This window comes from Cryobacterium sp. M91, assembly GCF_002929615.1.
Lineage (GTDB): Bacteria > Actinomycetota > Actinomycetes > Actinomycetales > Microbacteriaceae > Cryobacterium > Cryobacterium levicorallinum.
On record NZ_PJJT01000086.1, the window covers coordinates 129,323 to 151,544 of the forward strand.

The window sequence follows — 22,222 nt, forward strand, 5'->3', positions numbered from 1 at the left end:
AAACATGACCGACACCATCCGCTCGAGCGCTCCGGCTCGCCGCATTCTGCCCGCCCGTGATCTTGCCCAGATCGCTATTTTCGCCGCCCTCATCGCCGCGCTCGGCCTGCCGGGACCGCTCAATATCGGCCCGGTGCCGATCACGATGCAGACCCTCGGCGTGATGCTCGCCGGCGCCATTCTCGGCCCGCGCAAGGGAACCCTCGCCGTGCTGTTGTTCCTCGTGCTGACCGCGGTCGGGCTGCCCCTGCTCGCCGGCGCCCGCGGTGGAATCGGCGTCTTCACCGTCAGCCCGGCTGCCGGCTACCTGTACGGTTGGCTCCTCGGTGCTTTCGTCACCGGCTACCTCACCGCCCGGCTGCTGCCGAAGTACCCGTTCTGGCCGGCCCTCGGTGCCACCATTCTTGGCGGCATCGTCGCCGTCTATCTCCTGGGCATTCCGGTCATGGCCATCAATCTCGGGCTGCCGCTCTGGACTGCGATCGGCCTGAACGTCGCCTTCCTGCCCGGCGACCTGATCAAGGTCATCGTGACCGTGCTGGTCGCCCGCCAGGTACACAAGGCCTACCCCGGCCTGATCGCGCTGCCGAAGGGGCGCCAGGGCCACGCGTGAGCAGCATCCGCTTCGAGCAGGTTTCGCATGCGTTCGGCGCCCGCTCGGTGCTGCGTGATGTGAACCTGCACCTGACCGAGCAGCGCATCGGTATCGTCGGCGCGAACGGCTCGGGCAAGTCCACCCTGGTGCGCCTGATCAACGGGCTCGTCACCCCGCAAAGCGGCACCGTGACAGTCGACGGGCAGACTGTGGGCCGGCACGCCCGCGACGTGCGGCGCAAGATCGGGTTCATCTTCACCAACCCCGACAACCAGATCGTAATGCCCACGGTGCGGGAAGACGTCGCCTTCACGCTGCGGCGCCGCGGCCTCGATAAGGGGCAGATCGACGAGCGCACGACGGCCGCGCTCGCTCAGTTCGGGCTGAGCGAGCACGCCGATCATCCGGCGCATCGCCTGTCCGGCGGGCAGAAACAGCTGCTGGCTCTCGCCGCCGTGCTGGTCGCCGAGCCGGCGACGATTGTCGCCGATGAACCGACCACTCTGCTCGACGCCCGCAATGTGCGGCGCATCAGCGAACTGTTGCAGACGCTCCCCCAGCAGGTCATCGTGGTCACCCATCACCTGCACCTGGTCGAAGAATTCGACCGGGTGATCGTGATCGAGGAGGGCGAAGTCGTGGCCGACGGCACGCCGGAACGGTCGCTCGCGGCCTATCGCGCCCTGCTCGCATGATCGGGCTGTACAGCCCCGGCAGCTCGTTCATTCACCGCGCGCCGACGCTGCTCAAGCTGTTTCTGCTCTCGCTCTGCGTCTTACTGATCGGAACCTCGCCCGACCTCCGCCTTATCGGCGGCGCCGTGGCCGGGGTCGTGCTGCTGTTTGTGATCGCCCGCGTTCCGGTGCGAGCCGCCGCGGGGCAGATCATTCCGATTCTGTTCATTTTGCTAATCGCCGTGCCCATCCAGGGGCTGCTCTCCGGCTGGCTCGTGGCTGCCCTCATGGCTGGCCGGTTGCTCGTCGCCGTCGCCCTCGCCGCCCTGTTCACCATGACCACAACGGTCACGGCGGTGCTCGAAGCGTTCCAGACGCTGCTGCGCCCTTTTCGACGGTTCGTCGACCCCGACAGGGTAGGACTGCTCGTGGCCCTCACCATTCGCTGTATTCCGCTGGTCAGTGACATCGTGCGCGAGGTACTCGAGGCGCGCACCGCGCGCGGTACGCAGTGGTCGCTCATGTCGATCGCAGTACCGGTGGTGGTGCGCTCACTTTATGCAGCGGATGCCCTCGGCGAGGCGCTGATCGCGCGCGGTCTCGACGACTGAATCGCGCCACCGCGCGCCATTCAGCCCGCTCCGAGGCGAGGCGTGGCAGAGTAGGCACTTGGCCGTTCGCGCCAACCGAACAATTGCCTGCCAACTTGCTACGTTCTCGAAAGAGGCCCCGTGTCGAAAATCCCCGCCCTGCTCACCATTGTGGGCCTGACGCTCGCGCTCACCGCCTGCGGCAGCAGCGACACGACCGAAGCAACGGATGCCGCTGCCGCTAGCTCCCCCTCGGCTGACTGCACCGAGTCGGGCAAGCTCTCCGATAGCGTGAAGGTCACCGGTGACTTCGGCGCTCCGCTCGACATCTCGATCGATGCACCACTGGAGCCGACGGCTTCGCAGCGCACGGTCGCCGTCAAAGGCACCGGAACCGACACCGCCAAGACGGACTCGATCGTCGAGGTGGCGATCACCCTCTACAACGCCAAGACCGAAGAGGTCATTCAGCCGACGACCTACAACACCGACGGTGCCAGCCTCGTGATTCCGATCAATGACACGAGCTTTCTGCCGGGCCTGGTGCGTTCGGCCAATTGCGCTGTCGAGGGTGAACGCATTGTCACCGTGAGCCCGGCAGCGGATGCCTTCGCCGACCAGGGCACGACCGGCGTCGCCGCCGGCGAGCCGGTCATCTTCGTGATGGACGTCATCAGCGTGATCGAGGATGTCCCGACCCAGGCCTCCGGCGAGGACCAGCCCGTCGAAGACGGCTTCCCAACCGTGGCCCTCGCCGATGACGGCGCACCGACCATCACCATCCCCGCCACCGACGCTCCCACCGACCTGAAGATCACGAACCTGAAGACCGGTGACGGAGAAGTCGTGACCGATGGCGCGAGCGTGGCCGTCGCCTACACCGGTGCCCTCTGGGCCACCGGCGAAACCTTCGATTCCTCCTGGGGCCGGGCCGACTACAGCCTGTTCCCGACCAACGGCGTGATCGCCGGCTTCACCGAAGCTCTGGTCGGTCAGACCGTCGGTTCCCAGGTCCTGGCCGTGATTCCGCCGGAATTCGGCTACGGCGAGGAGGGTACCCAGGGCATCTCCGGTACCGACACCCTGGTGTTCGTCATTGACATCCTCGCCGTTGCCGGTGGTCCGGCGGCCTAGAACCTCACGTTTCATCGGGCGCCGCCCGTCGACCACCCGGTCGGCGGGCGGCGCTTTTTCCTGTGCCCGGAAGCGCTGTTCCTGAGTGTCCGCCCAGCCACGAACGCGAATTCCGTGAGAGTGTGGAAGCAGTAACGAATCTGTCCGGCACCTCGCCGGGCCTGAGCTCCAGCATCGAAAGAGGCTATTCACCTGACATCCACGTTCACCTCCGCCCCCACCGAATTCCACGTCGACGCCCCGGCTATCGCCACTGTCGCAGCCGCTGCCAAGCCGACGACCATCGCCGAGTACGTGGCCGTGCCGGCCGAGCCGCTCGCGACCGTCGTCGGCCTGCTCCGGGACAAGTTCGACCTGGCCCTGCCGGAGACCTCGACGGAACTGTGGCACGGACATCCGGTCTGGCTCGACGATGACCTACCGGTCGCCGGATTCAAGGCGTACCCCACCTTCGTCACCGTGTTGTTCTGGCGCGGACAGGCCATCACCGATCACTCGGGCAAGCTCAACGCGAGCGGGTCGGCCGAAATGAGCGAGTACAAGCTCAAGAGCGTCGACGACTTCGACAGCGACCTGTTCGACGTCTGGCTGCAGCAGGTGCGCGAGCTCGAAGCCGCGTAACACCCGGCACAGACAGAATCGTTCAGTCGACCGCGTCGACCGCGAAAAGTGCGGCCTGCTCCGGGGCAAGCAGCGGCGCGGTCAGCCCGACGAGGGCGAGCACCGCTCCGGTCAGCGTAACCGATCCTCCGACACTGCCAATGGCAGCTTCGTCGACGGTCGGTGAAGCGGCGCTTGAGCCTCCACCCGCGGCATTCCATGCCGGCGGTGCATCCTGAATTGCGCGCGGGGCGCCTCCGAGCAGCAGCGGCGACACTCGGTAGCGCCGCTCTGGCGCGAGCCCGGGAAACCGCATCCGTTCGGGCAGCGCCGAACGCGGAGCGGTGAGGGCCACCTGGGCGAAGAGGGCCGTGTTCTGGTCGGGCGAGACGACGCCGTGCAATTCGAGGGCCGGGTCGCTGGGGTCGGCCCTTACAACGACGCCGGAGTGCAGTAGGAGGCGCAGGCGCTTATAGTGCGTGATCCACTCAGCGATCTGCCCGAGCTCCTCGGCGCTGGCGCTGGTGAGGTCCCACTCGATGCCGGCGCTGCCGAACAGGGCAGTCGCCAGTCGGAAGCTGAGCTCGGAGGTGCGTCCGGTGGTGTGCGCCGTGGCCGCACCGAGATGCCCCCCGAGGTATTCCGGCGGCATGAGCACACCCGTATAGCGCTGGATCTGCTGTCGCTCGAGCGGGTCGTTGGTATCGCTGGTCCAGACCCGGTCGACGCGCTCGAGGATACCCAGGTCGATCCGGGCTCCCCCTGACGCACAGGACTCGATCTCGACGCCCGGATGCGCCGCGCGTACCGCATCGATGAGCCGGTACAGCGCCGCCGTCTGCCGGTGCGCGGAACCGGCCAGCAGATCGCGGTTGTGGTCCCACTTTAGGTAGGCGATCGGGTACTCCGTGAGCAGGGCGGTGAGCCGTGCCAAGACCCACGCAAAGGCCTTCGGATGGCCAAGGTCGAGCACGCGCTGGAACCTCCAGGTCAGCGCCGCTTTTTCACCGGCGGCGGATTCCGAGACTCCACCGAGCACCCACTCCGGGTGCGCACGGGCCACCTCCGAATCGAGACTCACCATCTCCGGTTCGACCCAGAGGCCAAAATCCAGGCCGACCGCGTGCACATGTTCGATCAGAGGATGCAGGCCATGGGGCCAGGTCACGGGGTCGACGAACCAGTCGCCGAGGGCACGGCGATCATCTCGACGATTGGTGAACCAGCCGTCGTCGAGGACGAATCGTTCCACGCCGGCCCGCGCCCCGGCATCCGCAAGTCGAGCCAGAGTAGGCAGGTCGTGCTTGAAGTAGACGGCCTCCCACGTGTTCATCACGACCGGGCGCGGCGTCTTAATAGTTGACCACGATCGGATCCACGGATGCAGCCGCGCCGACAGCCCGTCGAGCCCAGCCTCCGAGTATGCGGCAACGGTCCAGGGGGTGCTGTAACTCTCACCGGCGGCCACACCCAGCTCGCCGGAAGCCAGCAGTTCACCGCTTCCGAGCACCGAAAAGCCCAAGGGGCTGTTCTCCGCCCAGGCGCGCTTGTCACCGCTCCAGGCGAGGTGGGTGCACCACACTTCACCGGAACGAAAACCGAATCCGGGTGTTCCGGCCACCATGAGAAAGGAGTCGTCATGCCCGGGGCGGCCGTGTCGGGACTCCCGGCTCCACACGCCGTGGCCAAGGATGCTGCGTTGCGGCCGGCGCTCGTGAGTCCACAGCCCGGTGAAGTCAAGCAGTTCGCCGGCCCGACCGGGAATTGGCAGGATGACGTCGAGCGAACCGAGTTCGAATGCTGCGTCGCCGGCGGCGGTACTCGTATTAGTCACGGTGTGGCGCAGCCGAAGCACCCCCTGAACCGAGAGTTCAAGGTCGGTGCGCATGGATATCTGTGCGGCGGCATCGGCCAGCAAGAGTGTCAGGGTCTGGGTACCGGGCAATGCGGCGCGCCCCGCGGGGCGCTCACCGGCTCGAACGCCGACCAGGCTAAGGTCGATGGCCGGGCTGCCCAGGCCCGGCCGGAAACCGCTGATTCCCGGGCGTCCGCTCCACCCCTGCGCGAGGGTGGGCAGCAGGGTGAGCCGCAGAGGCACGTCGATCGAGCTTGGCGCGATCGCCGGCACGGATGCGTCGGCCAACGTCGTCAGCATAGCGGCGCTCAAATCGCCCAGGTCGGCACCCCAGTGCACGATGACGGGCACCCCCGTGCCGCGGGCGTCCAGCACCAGGCTGGTGCCCGCGGCACGGAGGTAGGAAATGGGCACAGTAGAACTGATGCTACTTGTTGACCGGGATCGACTGAGCCTCAAGAGCGTTGATCGTGCTCTGCTGAGCGCTCGTGAGAGCCTCCGTCAGGGTGCCATTACCCGTGACAGCGCCCTTGAAGCCGTCCGAGGTGTCGTTGTACACCTGCGTCATGGTTGGGCCCCAGACGAAGTCGGGCGATACCTGAGCTGACGCCTCGGCGAACACGTCATAGATGGGCTGGCCACCGTAGAACTCAACGCCTTCCTTGAGGGCCGGCAGTTCCAGGCCGCTCTTGGCGGCCGGGTACAGGTTGGCCGACTCGTTCAGCATCGTGAGCGCCTCGTCAGAGGTGTTCAGCCACAGCGCGAACTGGGCGGCCTCGTACGGGTGCTTCGAGCCCTTGAAGACCGCGGTCGACGAGCCACCCCAGTTGCCGGCGGCGTTGTCGCCGGAAGCCCACTGCGGTGAGAGGGCGACGGACCAGTTGCCGGCGGTGTCCGGAGCGCCGCTGGCAATGGAGTTCGCACCCCAGGCTGCGGAGTTCCAGGTCCAGTTGGAGCCGGTGTTGTAGGCGTTGTTCCACTCGTCGGTCCACGGCGGGTTGGTCGAGACGAGGTCGCGGTCGATCAGGTCCTGCCAATAGTCGGCAACCTTGACGGACTCCGGGCTGGTCAGGTCGATGGTCCAGTTATCACCATCGTTCTCGAACCAGCTTCCGCCGGCCTGCCAGACGAATCCGGCGAACTGGTTGATGTCGCTCTGCGAGAAGTTGGTGATGTATCCGCCGGTGGCGCGCACGGCCTCTGCGGCAACGGCGAACTCTTCCCAGGTGGTGGGGATCGCAATGTTGTTGGCCGCGAAGAGATCTGCGCGGTAGAACATGGCCATGGGCCCGGCATCCTGAGGCACCGCGTAAACAGCGTCTGCTTCACCGAAGTTGACCTGACCCCAGGTCCAATCCACGAAGTTGTCCTGAGCATCGAGCACACCCTCGCAGGAAGCGAGGTTGGTCAGTCCGTCCTGCACGCGAAAGTTGGGGAGGGCATCGTATTCGATCTGGCCGAGGTCGGGCGCGTTGCCGGCCTTGAGCTGGTTAAAGAAGTTCTGGTACGTGCCGCCGTTGCCGTTCGGGCCGGTCTGCACCTTCACCTGAACGTCGGGGTTGTCCTCGTTCCAGATCTTGACGACGTCCTCGATCCCCGGGATCCAGGTCGTAAAGGTCAGATCAACCTTGCCGTCCGAGGGTGCGCAGGCTGCGGCGTCGCCGCTGTCCTGCGTGGTCGAGCCGGACGCGCAGCCAGCCAGCACGACCGTGGCTGCGGTGAGCAAAGCGACGGTGGCTGCTCTCTTCTTGATCTGCATTATTCTTCTTTTCTATTGGGGGTGGGGGTGGTGCAGCTGGGGGGGGGAAAGCGAGGGGGTGAAGCTGGCTACTTCACCGAACCGGCGCTGAGGCCGTTTCGCCAGAAGCGCTGGAGCAGCAGGAAGATGATGATCAGCGGGATGATCGACAGCAGAGCGCCGATCAGAACGTAATCGCGCAGCACGGGGATCTGGTTGACCTGCGAGTTCCAGGCGTAGAGGCCGAGCGTGACCGGGAACAGGGTCTCGTCGCGCAGCATGATCAGCGGCAGGAAGAAATTGTTCCAGATGGCGACGAACTGGAAGAGGAAGACGGTGACGAGGGCCGGCACCATCATCCGCACCGAGACAGTGAAGAAGGTGCGCAGTTCGCCGGCGCCGTCGAGGCGGGCGGCCTCGATCAGTTCGTCGGGAACGCTGGCCGACGCGTAGATGCGGGAGAGGTAGACCCCGAACGGGCTGACCAGGCTGGGCAGGAACACCGACCAGAACGTGTTGGTCAGGCTGATCTGGCTGAAGATCAGGAACAGCGGCAGTGCCAGAGCCGTGGCGGGCACGAGCACCCCGCCAAGCACGACGTTGAAGATCAGTTCGCGTCCCGGGAAGTTGTACTTGGCCAGTGCGTACCCGCACATTCCGGCGATGAGCGTGCCCACGAGGGCGCCGCCACCGGCGTACAGCGCGCTGTTGAGCATCCACTTGAGGTAGACGCCGTCGCGGTAGGCCACCAGGTTTGCCATGTTCTCGAACAGGGAGAAGTCAGCGAACCAGAGCGGGTTCGTGCTGTTGAACTCGGAGCGGTTCTTCGAGGCCGCGACAAGCAGCCACCAGATCGGCACAAGGAAATAGAGCGTGAAGACGCCCATGACGATCATGGCGCTGGCCCGGGCGAACGGGCTCTCTCGCTGCGCGCGCGGTGTCTTGCCCTCGAAGGAACGGATTCCGCGTGCCGGCTTGGTAGGTGTCAGGGTGCTCACTTGCTTTCCTTCCGCTGCGTGAACTTCAGGAACGTGAAGGAAAGGATGAACGTGGCCAGGGCCAGCACCACGGAGAACGCGGCGGCCAGGTTGAAGTTCGGGATCGATGAGGTGGAGTACACCGTCAGGTTCGGAGTGAACGTGCTGGTCACAGCCGAGCTGAAGCTGCGGAACACCTGCGGTTCGGCGAGCAGCTGCAGGGTGCCGATGATCGAGAAGATCGCGGTCAGGACGATCGCCGGCATGATCAGCGGGATCTTGACCGACCAGGCGATGCGCAGCTGCCCAGCCCCGTCGAGGCGGGCGGCCTCGTAGAGCTCGGCCGGGATCGCCAGCAGCGCCGAGTAGATAATGAGCATGTTGTATCCCACGAAGACCCAGGTGACGACGTTGGCGATGGCCCAGAGAACGAGGTCCGCCGAGAGGAAATTGATGTTCTCGGTGACGGCACTGAACGGTGACAGGTTGGGCGAGTAGAGGTAGCCCCACATGATCGCGGCGATGACGCCGGGCACCGCGTAGGGAACAAAGAACGCCAGCCGAAAGAACTTCTTTCCGCGCACGAGCGGCGAGTCCAGCAGCAGGGCGAATAGCAGTGCGAGGCCGAGCATGATCGGCACCTGCACGGCGCCGAAGGCGAGCACCCGGCCGATCGACTCCCAGAAAGGCCCGTTCTGGAAGACCAGGATGTACTGGGTGAGTCCGCCGAAGACCTGAGTCGCTTGACCGAAAGTGCCCTCGCGCTCGATCACGAGCAGCGATTGGTAGATCGCATAGCCGATCGGCAGGAGGTAGAACAGGGCGAACAGTACACCGAACGGGATCACGAACGCGAGGATCGCTCCTTTGTGCTGCACGCGGGGCTTTGCTCCTGGCGGCTTGGCTGCGCGGGGCCCCTTCCCAGCGGCGGCGCCCGCGGCATCCGTCATAGGAACGGCAGGTGCGCTCATGATGCGGGGTCCTCTCTAATCACGCGGACGGCGCCGGCCGGCACGCGCACGACTCGACCGATGGGCTCTCCGACGACAAGTTCATGGCCGGAGGCCGGAAGCTCAACGTCGTCGTGACCGTGGTTGATGATGAACAGGTAGCTGCCGGTGGCGTTCACTCGGCGAACGACCTCGATGGTTCCCGCGCTCTCCGGGCCAACCGCGGTAACGCGTGCTTCCTCAGCAATCGTGCGCATGAGGTTCCTCAATGCTCCGGGCTCCAGCGCGGTCGCAACGTACCAGGCGGTCCCGCTTCCGTGACCGTTGCGAGTGATGGCGGGGATTCCGGGTAGTGGCCCGTCAAGGTAGTTCGCCACCACCTCGGCGGTGTCCACCCGCAGGCGTTCGCTCCATAGGCTCGCGGCGGCGCCAGAGTCGAGGGTGAGAACGTGTCCGGGCAGCAGCGGTGAGAATTCTTCCACAGTGATTCCGAGGAGCTCGCGGAACGCGCCAGGGTAGCCACCGGAGCGCACCCGGTCGTCTTCGTCGACGATGCCGCTGAAAAAAGTGATCAGGGCGTGGCCGCCGGCCGCAACATAGGAACCCAGGTTCCGGGCCTGCTCGTCAGAGATCAGGTAGAGGCACGGGGCGACAACGAGGCGGTAGGCCGAGAAATCAGCGTCGGGCGAGACGATGTCGACCGTGACGCCGAGCTGGTGCAGGGCCGTGTAGGCGGCGTGCACCTGGTCGAGATAGCGCACCGCATGGGAGGGGCGAGACTCTCCGTCGCCGGCCCACCAGGCCTCCCAGCTGAAGATGATCGCGGCATCCGCGACGACCCGGCTGCCGGCGACCTCGACGAGGCGATCAAGGGTCGCGCCCAGGGCCACGACCTCGCGCCAGAGCACGGTGTCGGTGCCAGCGTGGGGTACCAGGGCGGAGTGGAACTTCTCTGACCCTTGCAGGGAGGCGCGCCACTGGAAGAAGCAGATGCCATCGGCACCGCGGGCGACGTGGGCGAGGGAATTGCGAGTCATCTCGCCGGGCACCTTGGCCAGGTTGTGCGGCTGCCAGTTGACGGCGCCGGTGGCCTGTTCCATGAGCAGCCAAGGCTCCCCCTGGGCGAGCCCACGAGTGAGGTCAGCGGCGAAAGCGAGTTCGATGGCTGGGTCGGCGAGGCGATGGTCGAGGTAGTGGTCGTTGGCGATAATGTCCATATCGCCGGCCCAAGACCAGTAGTCGAGGTTACGGATGTGCGCGGTGACCATGAAATTGGTGGTCACGGCCACGTTCGAGTGGCGGCGCAGCACCGCGGCCTCGAGGCGGTAGTAGTCGAGCAGTTCGGCTGAGCTGAATCGGTGGAAGTCGAGCATCTGGCCGGGGTTCCGGCTGGACAGCGTGAGCCGCGGGGTAAGGATCTCGGCCCACTCGCCGTAGCGCTGGCTCCAGAACGAGGTACCCCAGGCGGCGTTGAGAGCGTCAATCGTGCCGTAGCGCGCCTGCAGCCAGAGGCGAAACGCAGCCGCGGTGTCATCACAGTAGCAAAGCGCGTTGTGGCAGCCCAGTTCGTTGGACACGTGCCAGAGGGCGACGGCCGGGTGGTGGCCGTACCGCTCGGCGACCTTCTCCACCAGGGCGAGCGCGTGCTCACGGAACACGGCCGAACTCGGACACCAGGCCTGGCGGCCGCCCGGGAAGCGGGCGGTGCCTTCGGCGGTGACCGGGAGCATCTCGGGGTGGAGCGTGGTCAGCCACGGCGGCGGCGAGGAGGTGCCGGTGCCGAGATTGACCCGGATGCCATTGGCGTGCAAGAGCTCGATAATCGTGTCGAGGGTGGCAAAGTCGTATTCGCCCGCCCGCGGTTCGAGGTGGGACCAGCCAAAGATATTGATGGCGACGAGGTCAACGCCGGCCTCGCGCATCAGGCGCACGTCGTCGGTCCACGTCTCGGGCCCCCACTGCTCGGGATTGTAGTCACAGCCGTAGGCGATGCCCTCGTGCACGAACGGAGCGGCCGTGGCCGTCTCGTTCAAAGTGGCTGCTCGCGAGTTCATGCGCTCCCTGACTGTGGCGTGCAAGCCGTATTGGCGACACACTGTTGACGGCTCTGTGAACGTACACAGAATCAAGAAAAAACTCTCCATTGGGTTTTCTGTGAACGTACACAGACTAAGTATCTGCCGGCGGTCCTGTCAAGCGCGGCGGTTGTTCGTGCGCGTTACAGTTATCAAATGGTGATAATTCCGTCTCGACGCAAACGCGCGACGATTCACGACGTCGCTGTGGAGGCTGGCGTGTCCCGCGGCACGGTCAGTCGGGTCGTAAACGACGAACCCTACGTCTCGGCGTCAGCCCGCATCGCCATCGAAGCCGCCATCGAGAAGGTCGGTTATGTACCGAACAACGCAGCGCGCAGCCTGGTCATGCAGCGCTCAGAAGCGGTTGGCTTCATTGTGCACGAGCCACACTCGCTATTTCTGGATGACCCGAACATCGGCGGAATCCTGCTCGGAGCCAACACCGTGCTTTCCCACTCGGACTACCAGATGGTCAGTCTCGTCATCGACTCCCAGCGCGACTCCGACCGCGTCGCCCGCTACCTCAGCGGCGGTTTCGTCGACGGGGTAATCATCGTCTCCGCCCGCCGCGAAGACCCAATCACCCGAGTCATCGAGAAGCTGCGTCTTCCGGCGGCTTTCGTTGGACATCCGCCAGAGCAGAGCCCGCTGCCATTCGTAGGAATCGACAATCGGGCATCAGCGCGCGCGATCACCGAACGCCTCATGCAGACCGGACGCAAGCGCATTGGCATGGTCGCAGCCGCACTCGATCGCGATTCCGGCGCCGACCGACTCGCCGGCTTCACGGATGCCCTGGGCGACCGCTTCGACCCTGCTCTCGTCGCCCGAGTACCGCTCTACACCTTCACCGACGGGATTGAAGGCATGCGCACGCTTCTTGAACGCGACCCACTGATTGACGGCGTGTTCGCGGCTTCTGACGCCGTAGCAGCGGGAGCACTCGAAGCGCTCCGCCATGCCGGGCGCAGCGTGCCCGGTGACGTCGGCATCGTCGGATTTGACGACAGTTCCTGGGCGCTGCGCACCCAGCCACACCTGTCGACCGTGCACCAGCCGGCCTTCGGCCTGGGTGAGCGAGCAGCGGGGTGCGTGCTCGGCCAGCTGCGCGGCGAGGAGCAACCCGCCGACGGCATCCTTCTTCAGACACCTATCGTCTGGCGCGACTCCGCTTAAGCGACAAACGTTGGGGATTCCACACCCGGCGTGGCCTACACCACCTCCGCTGTACCGAGAGTCGCGCCGGTAACTCCATGAACAGCTGATGGCTGACCACGGCGACGTTATGTCAAAAGCATGTATCTATCGACAAGTTCTACTCCGCGACAATAAACAGAACGGCCCACGTCCGAGGACGCGGGCCGTTCTTCGTTCAGAATCCGTGATTAGCTGGTGAGGCCGTCCACGTACTCCTGGTTGTCTTCGATCCATTGGGCGACGATCGGAGCGTAGTCCGAGCCGTCGTAGTCGACGAACATGGCCTCTTCGAGGGTGTACAGAGTCTCGAGGTCCATCTCGAAGCCTTCGATCCAGCCGCTGGCTTTGGGAAACTTCTCCGAGAAGTCGGCGCTGCCGAAGGAGTGCAGGCTCTCGACGGACTCGAGGGTACCCTCGGGGTCTTCGAGATTCTTGATCGGGAACGAACCGTAAGCCCAGTGCGGCTCCCAGAGGGTCACGACGACGTTCTCGCCGGCATCCGTGGCTGCCTTGAGTTCGGTCAGCATGGCCGCCGTCGACGACGTGGTGAATTCCATGCCCTCCAGGCCGTAAGACGGAATGACACGGTCTTCGGTCGCAGCGGTCAGGCCGGCGCCGGCTTCGATGCCCACAATCTGGTTGCCGAACAGGTCAGCGTTCTCGGCCAGTTCGGCAAGCGAGTCGATCGGGGCGTCCGCGTTCACCGCGATGGTGAGCTTGGACTCGTTGTTCCAGGCGCCCAGGTCGGTGATCTCGTCGCCGTAGGTCTCGAGGTACTTGCCGTGGGTGTCGGGCAGCCAGATGTCCATGGTGAGGTCGTAGTCGCCAGTAGAGAGGCCCTCGTAGACGGGGGCGACGTCGGCGTACTCGAGTTCGACGTTGTAACCCTTCTCGTCGAGAATGGCTTTCCACAGCTCGGAGACCGCGACGCCTTCATCCCAGCCGTTGAACACGGCGAGGGTGACGTTCTTCTGGTCGTCGTTGCCGTTTCCGACCGTGTCGACCTCGGTTTCGGCGGCACAGCCCGCTAGGGCGAGGAGCGAAACCGCTCCAAGGGCGATAAGGGGTGTTGAACGAATTTTCATGCGTCTTCCTTTCGTGCCACCCGCTGCGGGCGACTGGGGATTGACTCGTGGTGCGTGCGCCAGCTCCCTTGGAGCCTGCGCACATGGAACGGATGCGGGGCATCCGTTGGGAGGAGGGACTCGGAATGACCAGGTCAGACGAGAGCCGATGCTGGCACGTTTGCCGGCTGTGCTGCAGAGTTCGCAGCCACGCGATTGGCCTTACGGGCAGCGAGCATACGTCCGAGCGGAGTGCTTCCATTGCCGAGCGCGGCGGTGACACGGTCGAGGAAGATCGCCAAGATGACCACGGCGAGACCGGCCTCGAAACCGAGGGCGACGTCGAGACGCGACAGCGCCGCCACAATCTCACCGCCGAGAGCACCGGCGCCGACCATGCCGGCGATGACGACCATCGAGAGCGACAGCATGATGACCTGGTTGATGCCGGCCATGATCGTCGGCGTTGCCAGCGGAAGCTGAATCTGCCTGAGGATACGCCACGGGCTCGCGCCGAAGGCCTGGCCGGCCTCGACGACCTCCTTGTCGACCCCGCGGATGCCGAGTTCGGTGAGCCGCACACCGGGTGCCATGGCAAAGATGATGGTCGCCACGATGCCGGGAACCTCGCCGACCCGAAACAGAATGAGGGCCGGAACCAGGTAGACGAAGGCCGGCATAGTCTGCAGAAAGTCCAGCATCGGCCGGATGGCACTCGAGGCGACCGAAGATTTGGCCGCGAGAATACCGAGCGGAACACTCAGCCCGATGGCGATGATGCTCGCCACGAGAACCAGGGCGAGGGTCAACATCGCGTTTTCCCACTGATTGACACCGAGAATGAGGCCGAGGCCGATCACTGTTCCCACGGCGAACTTCCAGCCGCGGACGGCGAAGCCGATGGCCGCCGCGATCGCGATGATGACGTAAAACGGCGGCGCGACGAGCACGAAGGCTACGCCTCCGAAGGCACCGTCAACAATCAGGCGAATGAAATCAAAAACAAACCCGAAGGTAACCGTGATCCATTCGATAAAGGATTCGATCAAGGTGCCGAGGGGAATACGGAAGTCGTTCACGCTTCGGCTCCGTCCAGCGCGGTGTCGCGCAAAATATCGGTAATAACGTTGACCGCAATAGTCGCCGGCGGGTGGATCACCGGCAGTTCACCAGTGCTCGTGGTGACGTTGCCAATTGCAGCGAGCAGGGTGACGCGCGGAATGACTCCGAGCAAGCGACTCTTCGAGTCGACGACTGCGATGGGCAGGTCGCTGCCGACGGAAGGCTCGACGAGATCGACAAGGGCAGTATCGGGCGCAACTGTGGTGGCATCGTCTCGAATAATTGTTCGGAGGTCGGCGTCCCCGACCTTGACCATTTTGAGCACGTCGCGGTCGCGCACGATTCCGGCGAAACTGCGGTCGCGGTTGAGCACGAAAACAACGGATGTCTGGAGGTCTCGCATCGTGCGGAGCGCGGCTCGCGGGCCAGCCGTTTTGGTGACGACAGCCCGAACCGGTTCCATGACGGTCGTCGCGGTGAGCACGCGCGCCCGGTCGACATCCTGCACGAACTGGGCGACGTAGTCGTTGGCCGGGTCGGTCAGGATCTCTTCCGGCGTGCCGATCTGCACGATGCGGCCGTCACGCATGACGGCGATTCGGTCGCCCAGGAACATGGCCTCGTTGAGGTCGTGGGTGATGAAAATGATGGTCTTGCCGAGCGCGGCCTGCAGCTCGATGAGCTGCTCTTGCATCTCACGGCGAATGAGCGGGTCGAGGGCCGAGAAGGCTTCGTCCATGAGCAGCACGTCGGTGTCGGCGGCGAGGGCTCGTCCGAGGCCCACTCGCTGCTGCATTCCGCCCGACAACTCGGACGGCAGGTTGTCGGCCCAACCAGCGAGACCGACGAGGTCGATGATCGTCTGGGCCTTGGCGAGGCGTTTTGCTCGCCCCATGCCCTGAATCTCCAGGCCGTAGGCCACGTTGTCGATCACGGTGCGGTGTGGCAGCAGGGCGAAGTGCTGGAAGACCATGGAAATGCTCTTGCGGCGCACGTCGCGCAATTCCTTGGCCGACACGTCGGTGATGTCGGTGCCGCCAACGGTGACGGTGCCGGAGGTGGTCTCCCACAGGCCGTTGAGCATGCGGATGAGAGTCGATTTGCCCGAGCCGGACAGGCCCATGACGACGAAGATCTCGCCCCTCTTGACCTCGAAGGAAGCGTCGATGACGGCGGCCACTCCGAGGGAAGAGATTTCGGCGCGGCTCTTGCCGGCCTTGAGCTTCTTGACGATTTCATGCGGACGACGTCCGAATGCTTTGTAGAGGTGATCTGCCTTGACGGCTATGGTTTCTGAACTCTCGGTCACGCGTTCTCCGGTGCACGCCGAACGTAGCCGATTTCACGGCTGACACTGGGGCGTGCTCTCTTGTCGGACGGGTTGGCGCCAAGCGGCCCAAACGCGATAGTCAACGCGGGCTGGAGCAATCATGGGATCGCATCCGTCGGTGCCGCACCATACGAAGGCGGCCGTTCCATCTCAAATGGTGGCTACGTCTGCGCGTCCTGGTGAAGGGTTGTAAGACCGTCAACAATCCTAACACACCCCGGTTTCGGTTGCCCGAAAGGGCAGAAAAAAAAGGGGTGCCGCCCGGGAGGATTCTTCCGGACGACACCCTTAGCGCGAGTCTAATACTCGCCTTTTCGACTCAAACGCGTTCCAATACCCGGGATTGCGCGGCCTTCTCTTCGGTGCGCTGGGTGTCGGCGACGCTGACGTGACCGTGGGTGAGCATGGTGCGTTCGTCAAACGGTTCGAGCTTGTCCAGCACGCGATCGACCTGCACCCGGTCCATTTCTTTGGTCCAGGAACCAATCATGACGGTCGCGACCGCGTTGCCGGTGAAGTTGGTCAGCGCGCGGGCCTCGGACATGAAGCGGTCGATGCCGACGATAAAGCCGACGCCGCCGACCAGTTGCGGGGCGTGCGCCTGCAGTCCGGCGGCCAGGGTGGCCAGGCCAGCACCGGATACTCCGGCGGCTCCCTTGCTCGCGATAATCATGAACACAAGCAGGCCGATTTGCTCGCCGAGCGCGAGCGGCTGGCCGAGCGCATTGGCAATGAACAGCGACGCCATGGTGAGGTAGATGGCGGTGCCGTCGAGGTTGAACGAGTAGCCGGTGGGCACGGTGACGCCGACAACGGGCTTGGAGACGCCGAGGTGTTCCATCTTGGCAATCAGGCGCGGCAGGGCTGCTTCCGACGACGAAGTCGAGACGATGAGCAGGTATTCCCGGCCGAGGTAGCGCATGAGCTTGAAAATGTTCACGCCGGTGACGAGTTTGAGCAGGCCGCCAAGAATGACCACGATAAAGAGGATGCAGGTGATGTAGAAGGCGACCATGAGAGTGAACAGGCTGATCACGGCCTGAATGCCGGTGGCACCGACGACCGCCGCGATCGCGCCGAATGCGCCGATCGGGGCAAGCCACATGACCATAATGAGAATGCGAAAGACCAGGGCCTGCACGTGGGCGATGCCCTCAAGAATCGGCTTGCCGGCCGGGCCCATTCGCTGCAGCGCGAAGCCGGCGATGAGAGCCACGAGCAGCGTCTGCAGAATGTTGCCGCTGGTCAGCGACGAGAACAGAGTAGCGGGGACGATCCCGAGCAAAAAACCCTGGGTGTCGGCGGATTCGGTGGCCTTGTAGGTGGCATCCGACAGGTCGATACCGTCGCCCGGGTGGATCATGTTGCCGACGACCAGGCCGATGCCGAGCGCGAAGGTCGACATGACCAGAAAGTAGCCGAGAGCCAGGCCGCCGATCTTGCCGACGGTGGCGGCCTTGGCGATCGAGCCGATGCCGAGAATGATGGTGCAGAAAATGATCGGCGCGATCATCATCTTGATCAGGGCGATGAACAGGTCACCGAGCGGCTTGAGCGAGACAGCGAAGCCCTTCTCGCCGCCCCAGACCAGACCAACGACGATACCGAGAATGACCGCGATAATAACGGCCATATAGAGGTAGTGCGACGAGTCGATCTTCTTCCTGGGCTTGGCGGGTTTCTTCGACTTGGTACGGGGTGATGGCGTCGATGCCATGGCAGACTCCTTTGTCTAGGCTTATCGGAGCCACTGCGGGCACCGGCTGCTGCAATGTGTTCCACACTGGTCGACACGGCTCACGGGGTCACGGTTGCGGTCATATTGTTCATGAGTCACAGAAAGGTACCTACGAATGCGCAGGGAATGGAGCATAGCCAGGCGGCTCTTTGTCGCGCACGCGCTGTTCATCGTCGTGTTGTCGGGCCTGGTCGCGACCATTCTGTTCGTCGAAGCTCGCGATCGTGGCTACGACGAGACCAGCAACCGGATGCTGGCCGTCGCCACCGCCATCGCTGACAGTCCCCTCGTGCTCGCGGCCAGCGAAGCCGCCGACCCGAGCACGATGCTGCAGCCCTACGCCCTCGAGCTGACGCAGGACGCCGGGCTCGACTTCATCACGATCATGGCCCCGGACCGCACCCGCTGGACCCATCCGAACGCGGCCGAAATCGGCCAGGACTACATCGGCGCGATCCAGCCAGCCGTGTCCGGAACGGCCTTCACCGAAATCAGCACCGGAACGCTCGGGCCATCCGTTCGTGCCGTCGTGCCGGTAACGGATGCCGGCGATACGGTTCGCGCGCTCGTCGCGGTAGGCACCACGACGACGAACATCTCGATCGCCCTGAACGCACAGCTGCCTTCGGTGCTGGGCCTGGCGCTGGCGCTGCTGGCGTCCGGGTCGGTCGGCACCTGGCTGCTTGGGCGTTATCTGCGCCGGGTCACCCTGGGCTGGGGACCGGAGCACCTCGCGCAACTGTTCGTCTACTACGACTCCGTGCTGCGCTCCGTGCGGGAGGGCCTGGTGCTGGTCGATCTGCACGGTGACCTCGTGCTCTACAACGATCAGGCGGCCACCCTGCTGGGGATTCCGCCGCGCCCGGCTGCGGGAAGTTTCGAGCGACCGCAGGCTTTGACCGCCCTGAGCCTGCCGCCGAGTCTCGGAGATCTGCTGCGGAGCGGCCGCAACGCGCACGACGAGATTCATGTGACCGGCACGCGAGTACTCGTAGTGAACCAGGAGCCGGCGACCGCCTCGGGGAACGCGGGTGCCCGGGCGGAACCGATGGGGTTCGTGGCGACGATTCGCGACCACACCGATCTGCAGAACCTGGGCAGTGAGCTGCAGTCAATGCGGACCCTGTCCGATGCACTGCGAGCGCAGACCCACGAGCATTCCAACCGGCTGCACACGATCGTGTCGCTGATGGAACTCGGCCGTACCGAGCAGGCACTCGAATTCGCCACAAAAGACCTCGAATTGAGCCAGCGACTCGCCGACGAAATGGTCGGCTCGGTCGACGAACCGGTGATCAGCGCCCTGATCATGGGCAAATCGGCGCAGGCCAACGAACTGGGTATCACCCTGACCGTCACGGCGTCCGGCACGCTCGCGCAGTCCGGGCTGTCGATCCAGGACCTCGTGACGGTGCTCGGCAATCTGGTCGACAACGCGCTCGATGCGGCGGCGGGCGGCGACGACCCACGCCGCGTATCTGTCACGGTGTCGTCGACCGAGCAGGCCGTCGTGATCGAGGTGGCCGACAGCGGTGCCGGTGTGGCACTCGATGTCATCGATGAGGTGCTGCGGCTGGGATTCAGCACCAAGGGCACTGGGCCGGTCGGCGGCCGCGGCCTCGGTTTGGCTTTGGTTCGCCAGGCGGTCACGCGCCTCGGTGGCACACTCACCATCGGGCGTCGCGAGGGTGCCGTGTTCACGGTGACGATTCCGGCGATTGCTCTGCCCGCAGCGCCTCTGCCCGCAGCAGCAGACACCACGGCCGCACCGACACCGCCCGAAACGCTCGCCGCGGCGGTCGATCATGGCTGACTCTGCACCGATTCGCGTGCTCGTCGTCGAGGACGAACCACTCGCCGCCGAGGCGCACGCCGTCTACATCGGTCGCCTGGCCGGGTTCGAGCTCGTCGCCACGGTCGGCACCGGGCAGGAGGCCTTTCGCCGGGTAGCGGCCGCTGCCTCGGCCGGCACCCCGATCGACCTCGTGCTGATGGACATGAACCTGCCGGACAGCCACGGGCTCGACGTGAGCCGGCGCATCCGTTCGGCCGGTCTGGCCACGGATATCATCGCCATCACCGCGGTGCGCGACCTCGACAATGTGCGCGGGGCGATCGCGGCCGGCGTCGTGCAGTACCTGATCAAGCCGTTCACCTACTCGACCTTCGCTGCGAAATTGTCTAGTTACCGGGACTTTCGTGCGGAACTGAACGCGCACGCATCCGTTGTGACGCAGTCGGCGGTTGATAACGCGTTCGCGAGCCTGCGCGCGCCGACCAATATTCCGCTTCCGAAGGGCCTGGCCGATTCGACGCTGAATCCGCTGGTCACCTACTTGCAGGCCCAGACCGCGCCGGTCTCGGCGAGTGAGCTGATGGAGCCGCTGGGGCTCTCCCGGGTGACCGCGCGCCGCTACCTGGAATATCTCGCCAACACCGGTCTCGTGCTGCGCGCGCCGCGCTACGGCACGCCCGGGCGGCCGGAGAATGAGTACAGCTGGAAGCGTGGTCGTTAGCGGTTCGTGAAATTCGGTGACCGCTTTTCGATGAAGGCGGCCATGCCCTCGCTCTGATCTTCAGTCGCGAACACCGAATGAAACAGGCGACGTTCCAAGTGGATGCCGCCGCTCAGCATCGATTCGTACGCCGCGTTGACGACCTCCTTGGCGAGCATCGCGATCGGTGCCGATTTGGCCGCGATCTCCGTGGCGCTCGCGAGGGCATCGGCCAGCAGGTCGGCGGCGGGCACGATGCGGGCGACGAGACCGGCCCGTTCGGCTTCGACGGCGTCGATAGTACGGCCGGTGAGGATCATCTCCATCGCCTTGGCCTTGCCGACGGCGCGCGTCAGGCGCTGGGATCCGCCCATGCCGGGTATGACGCCGAGCTTGATCTCGGGCTGGCCGAACGTCGCGGTGTCGGAGGCGATAATGAAATCGCAGATCAGGGCGAGTTCGCAGCCGCCACCGAGGGCGTGGCCGGAAACAGCGGCGATGACCGGGGTGCGCACGGCGGCGAGCTTGTCCCAACCGGCGAACCAGTCTTGGAGGTACATATCCATGTAGCTCATCGATGCCATCTCCTTGATGTCGGCGCCGGCCGCGAAGGCCCGCTCCGAACCGGTGATGATGATCGCGCCGATCGAGGGGTCGGTGTCGAGCCGGGTGGCGGCACCGACGACGTCCTGCATGGTGTGGAAGTTGAGGGCGTTCAGTGCCTTCGGGCGGTTTAGCGTGATCACGCCGACCCGGCCGTGGCGCTCGAGCAGGATGTTTTCGTAGGTGTCGGCGTCGGTCAGAGTTTCGGTCTGGGTTGTGTCGCTCATGCGGTGGCCTTCCGTTCGGTGTTCTGGCGGAGTTCGCCGGTCGTGTGGATTTCGCCGGTCATGCCGGGCTCGACGCTCGTGCTTGGCTGCACGCTCGTTTCGGGCTCGGCCGGAACGTGTACGCGTGGCAGGCGCAGCTCGCGCTCCCCCAACGGCGCGAAGTGCGCCTGCACATCGGTGCCGGACACGGCGTCCAGGCTGCTCGGCTGCCAGTTCGGGTTGCGGTCCTTGTCGATGACCTGGGCGCGAATGCCCTCGACCACATCGTGGCCGGCCACCATGCGCAGGGAGACTCGGTATTCCTGCTCGAGCACCGCTTCGAGGCTGTCGAGTTCACGGGCGCGGCGGAGGGCTTCGAGGGTGACCGTGAGCGCGGTGGGCGACTTGGCCAGAATGGCCATGGCGGCGTCGCGGGCCGCAGCAACGGGAGAGTTCTGCAGCCGATCGATGATCCCGGGCAGGCTGTTGCCGACGTAGCACTCGTCGATCCAGGTGCGCTCGGCCAGCAGCGGGGCCGCGGGCACCGTCGACTCGGCGTACTCGGCGATGGCCGCGGCAACGGGCATCCGTTTGAGGGCCTCGACCAGGGAATCGAGCCGGGTCGAGTCGACGAAACTGTCGGCGAGCCCGAGCGCGATCGCGTCGGAACCGGTCATGATCGCGGCGGTAAGGGCGAGATGGGTGCCGAGCTCGCCGGGGGTGCGCGAGTAGAGGTAGGTACCGCCGACGTCGGGCACGAAACCGATGGTGGTCTCCGGCATGCCGAGTCGGGTGCGTTCGGTCACGACGCGGTGTGAGGCGTGGCCGGAGAGGCCGACTCCCCCACCGAGCACGATGCGGTCCATCAGGGCGACGAAGGGTTTGGGGTACCGCTTGATCTGCGCGTTCAGGGTGTATTCATCGGCCCAGAACCGGGCATTCTCGTCTGGATCGGTGCGGGCGTCGCGGTAGATCGAGACGATGTCGCCGCCGGCGCACAGGGCGCGGTCGCCGCTGCCGGTGAGCAGCACGGTCTGCACGGTCTCGTCGTCAGCCCAGTCGGTGAGCGCTGCGGCGATACTGCGGATCATGTCGTGCGTGAGGGCATTCAGGGCCTTGGGCCGGTTCAGAATGATGCGGGCCAGCGATCCGTCCCGCTGCAGCAGCACCTCGCCGCTCAATTCCGCACTCGACGCGTCGCTGGACTGGGCTGTGGACAACTCGGTGTGGGACAAACGTGACCTCTCCGCGACAATGCGGCCGGTTCCTGCACGAACCCGGACTCTGGCCACAGTCTAGAGCCTGCCCCATCGAAGCCCTCCCACACACCACCCGC

At 65.0% G+C, this 22,222-nt stretch carries 19 protein-coding genes; 8 read left to right on the plus strand and 11 right to left on the minus strand.

From position 1 onward, the window contains the following. Positions 1-4 precede the first annotated feature (4 nt). From CXY80_RS11795 to CXY80_RS11815, 5 genes are all read left to right on the plus strand, one after another. Positions 5-613 (plus strand): biotin transporter BioY, encoded by a 609-nt coding sequence (locus tag CXY80_RS11795; RefSeq protein WP_092449292.1) that lies wholly within the window; start codon positions 5-7, stop codon positions 611-613. Then, positions 610-1,290, plus strand: a complete 681-nt coding sequence (locus tag CXY80_RS11800) for an energy-coupling factor ABC transporter ATP-binding protein (protein WP_092449293.1) — start codon at positions 610-612, stop codon at positions 1,288-1,290. Before CXY80_RS11795 ends, CXY80_RS11800 begins: the two co-directional genes overlap by 4 nt. Then, positions 1,287-1,880, plus strand: a complete 594-nt coding sequence (locus tag CXY80_RS11805) for an energy-coupling factor transporter transmembrane protein EcfT (RefSeq protein ID WP_092449294.1) — start codon at positions 1,287-1,289, stop codon at positions 1,878-1,880. Before CXY80_RS11800 ends, CXY80_RS11805 begins: the two co-directional genes overlap by 4 nt. 120 nt (positions 1,881-2,000) lie before the next feature. Further along, on the plus strand, positions 2,001-2,993 hold the full coding sequence (locus CXY80_RS11810; protein WP_104132625.1) for an FKBP-type peptidyl-prolyl cis-trans isomerase: 993 nt from the start codon (positions 2,001-2,003) through the stop codon (positions 2,991-2,993). A 294-nt stretch (positions 2,994-3,287) separates the two neighbouring features. Next, positions 3,288-3,614, plus strand: coding sequence for a DUF1801 domain-containing protein (locus CXY80_RS11815; protein WP_158251640.1), 327 nt, complete (start codon positions 3,288-3,290; stop codon positions 3,612-3,614). A 22-nt stretch (positions 3,615-3,636) separates the two neighbouring features. Here the strand turns inward: CXY80_RS11815 and CXY80_RS11820 are convergent, their stop codons facing one another. From CXY80_RS11820 to CXY80_RS11840, 5 genes are all read right to left on the minus strand, one after another. Beyond that, complete coding sequence (locus CXY80_RS11820) at positions 3,637-5,862, minus strand: alpha-galactosidase (protein ID WP_104132627.1); 2,226 nt, start codon at positions 5,860-5,862, stop codon at positions 3,637-3,639. A 13-nt stretch (positions 5,863-5,875) separates the two neighbouring features. Beyond that, the gene (locus tag CXY80_RS11825; protein WP_092449298.1) at positions 5,876-7,207 is read right to left on the minus strand and encodes an extracellular solute-binding protein; all 1,332 of its coding nucleotides are present in this window, start codon (positions 7,205-7,207) and stop codon (positions 5,876-5,878) included. Positions 7,208-7,275: 68 nt separating this feature from the next. After that, positions 7,276-8,184, minus strand: coding sequence for a carbohydrate ABC transporter permease (locus CXY80_RS11830; RefSeq protein ID WP_369828684.1), 909 nt, complete (start codon positions 8,182-8,184; stop codon positions 7,276-7,278). Next, positions 8,181-9,134 carry a carbohydrate ABC transporter permease gene (locus CXY80_RS11835; protein ID WP_104132628.1) on the minus strand — a complete coding sequence of 318 codons (954 nt, stop codon included), beginning with the start codon at positions 9,132-9,134 and terminating at the stop codon, positions 8,181-8,183. Before CXY80_RS11835 ends, CXY80_RS11830 begins: the two co-directional genes overlap by 4 nt. After that, entirely contained in the window at positions 9,131-11,167 is a 2,037-nt protein-coding gene (locus tag CXY80_RS11840; protein WP_104132629.1) for a beta-galactosidase, read from the minus strand. Before CXY80_RS11840 ends, CXY80_RS11835 begins: the two co-directional genes overlap by 4 nt. Before the next feature lie 177 nt (positions 11,168-11,344). On the opposite strand from CXY80_RS11840, the gene CXY80_RS11845 reads away from it, so the two are divergent. Then, complete coding sequence (locus tag CXY80_RS11845; RefSeq protein WP_104132630.1) at positions 11,345-12,367, plus strand: LacI family DNA-binding transcriptional regulator; 1,023 nt, start codon at positions 11,345-11,347, stop codon at positions 12,365-12,367. A gap of 209 nt (positions 12,368-12,576) precedes the next feature. On the opposite strand, the gene CXY80_RS11850 is transcribed toward CXY80_RS11845, so the two are convergent. The 4 genes from CXY80_RS11850 to CXY80_RS11865 form a co-directional block, all read right to left on the minus strand. After that, positions 12,577-13,473 (minus strand): glycine betaine ABC transporter substrate-binding protein, encoded by an 897-nt coding sequence (locus CXY80_RS11850; protein WP_104132631.1) that lies wholly within the window; start codon positions 13,471-13,473, stop codon positions 12,577-12,579. 134 nt (positions 13,474-13,607) lie between these two features. After that, complete coding sequence (locus CXY80_RS11855; protein WP_092449303.1) at positions 13,608-14,531, minus strand: proline/glycine betaine ABC transporter permease; 924 nt, start codon at positions 14,529-14,531, stop codon at positions 13,608-13,610. Further along, a complete protein-coding gene (locus tag CXY80_RS11860) occupies positions 14,528-15,823 on the minus strand; it encodes a glycine betaine/L-proline ABC transporter ATP-binding protein (protein WP_092449304.1) in 1,296 nt (431 codons plus the stop codon). Before CXY80_RS11860 ends, CXY80_RS11855 begins: the two co-directional genes overlap by 4 nt. Positions 15,824-16,163: 340 nt before the next feature. Next, a complete protein-coding gene (locus CXY80_RS11865) occupies positions 16,164-17,561 on the minus strand; it encodes a cation:dicarboxylate symporter family transporter (protein ID WP_092449305.1) in 1,398 nt (465 codons plus the stop codon). 136 nt (positions 17,562-17,697) lie between these two features. On the opposite strand from CXY80_RS11865, the gene CXY80_RS11870 reads away from it, so the two are divergent. Both CXY80_RS11870 and CXY80_RS11875 read left to right on the plus strand, forming a co-directional pair. Next, complete coding sequence (locus CXY80_RS11870) at positions 17,698-19,395, plus strand: sensor histidine kinase (protein WP_104132632.1); 1,698 nt, start codon at positions 17,698-17,700, stop codon at positions 19,393-19,395. After that, positions 19,388-20,098: a response regulator gene (locus CXY80_RS11875; protein WP_104132633.1), complete on the plus strand. Its 711-nt coding sequence runs from the start codon at positions 19,388-19,390 to the stop codon at positions 20,096-20,098. The genes CXY80_RS11870 and CXY80_RS11875 overlap by 8 nt, the downstream gene beginning before the upstream one ends. On the opposite strand, the gene CXY80_RS11880 is transcribed toward CXY80_RS11875, so the two are convergent. Further along, positions 20,095-20,907, minus strand: coding sequence for an enoyl-CoA hydratase (locus CXY80_RS11880; protein ID WP_104132634.1), 813 nt, complete (start codon positions 20,905-20,907; stop codon positions 20,095-20,097). The genes CXY80_RS11875 and CXY80_RS11880 overlap by 4 nt on opposite strands. After that, positions 20,904-22,121, minus strand: a complete 1,218-nt coding sequence (locus CXY80_RS11885; RefSeq protein ID WP_233195311.1) for an enoyl-CoA hydratase/isomerase family protein — start codon at positions 22,119-22,121, stop codon at positions 20,904-20,906. Before CXY80_RS11885 ends, CXY80_RS11880 begins: the two co-directional genes overlap by 4 nt. Between the last annotated feature and the right edge of the window lie 101 nt (positions 22,122-22,222).

Bases quoted from the DNA above. Each gene is read 5' to 3' on its own strand.
- CXY80_RS11795 (WP_092449292.1), top strand. From the start codon at position 5: ATGACCGACACCATCCGCTCGAGCGCTCCGGCTCGCCGCATTCTGCCC.
- CXY80_RS11805 (WP_092449294.1), top strand. From the start codon at position 1,287: ATGATCGGGCTGTACAGCCCCGGCAGCTCGTTCATTCACCGCGCGCCG.
- CXY80_RS11825 (WP_092449298.1), bottom strand. From the start codon at position 7,207: ATGCAGATCAAGAAGAGAGCAGCCACCGTCGCTTTGCTCACCGCAGCC.
- CXY80_RS11835 (WP_104132628.1), bottom strand. From the start codon at position 9,134: ATGAGCGCACCTGCCGTTCCTATGACGGATGCCGCGGGCGCCGCCGCT.
- CXY80_RS11840 (WP_104132629.1), bottom strand. From the start codon at position 11,167: ATGAACTCGCGAGCAGCCACTTTGAACGAGACGGCCACGGCCGCTCCG.
- CXY80_RS11845 (WP_104132630.1), top strand. From the start codon at position 11,345: ATGGTGATAATTCCGTCTCGACGCAAACGCGCGACGATTCACGACGTC.
- CXY80_RS11850 (WP_104132631.1), bottom strand. From the start codon at position 13,473: ATGAAAATTCGTTCAACACCCCTTATCGCCCTTGGAGCGGTTTCGCTC.
- CXY80_RS11865 (WP_092449305.1), bottom strand. From the start codon at position 17,561: ATGGCATCGACGCCATCACCCCGTACCAAGTCGAAGAAACCCGCCAAG.
- CXY80_RS11870 (WP_104132632.1), top strand. From the start codon at position 17,698: ATGCGCAGGGAATGGAGCATAGCCAGGCGGCTCTTTGTCGCGCACGCG.
- CXY80_RS11875 (WP_104132633.1), top strand. From the start codon at position 19,388: ATGGCTGACTCTGCACCGATTCGCGTGCTCGTCGTCGAGGACGAACCA.
- CXY80_RS11880 (WP_104132634.1), bottom strand. From the start codon at position 20,907: ATGAGCGACACAACCCAGACCGAAACTCTGACCGACGCCGACACCTAC.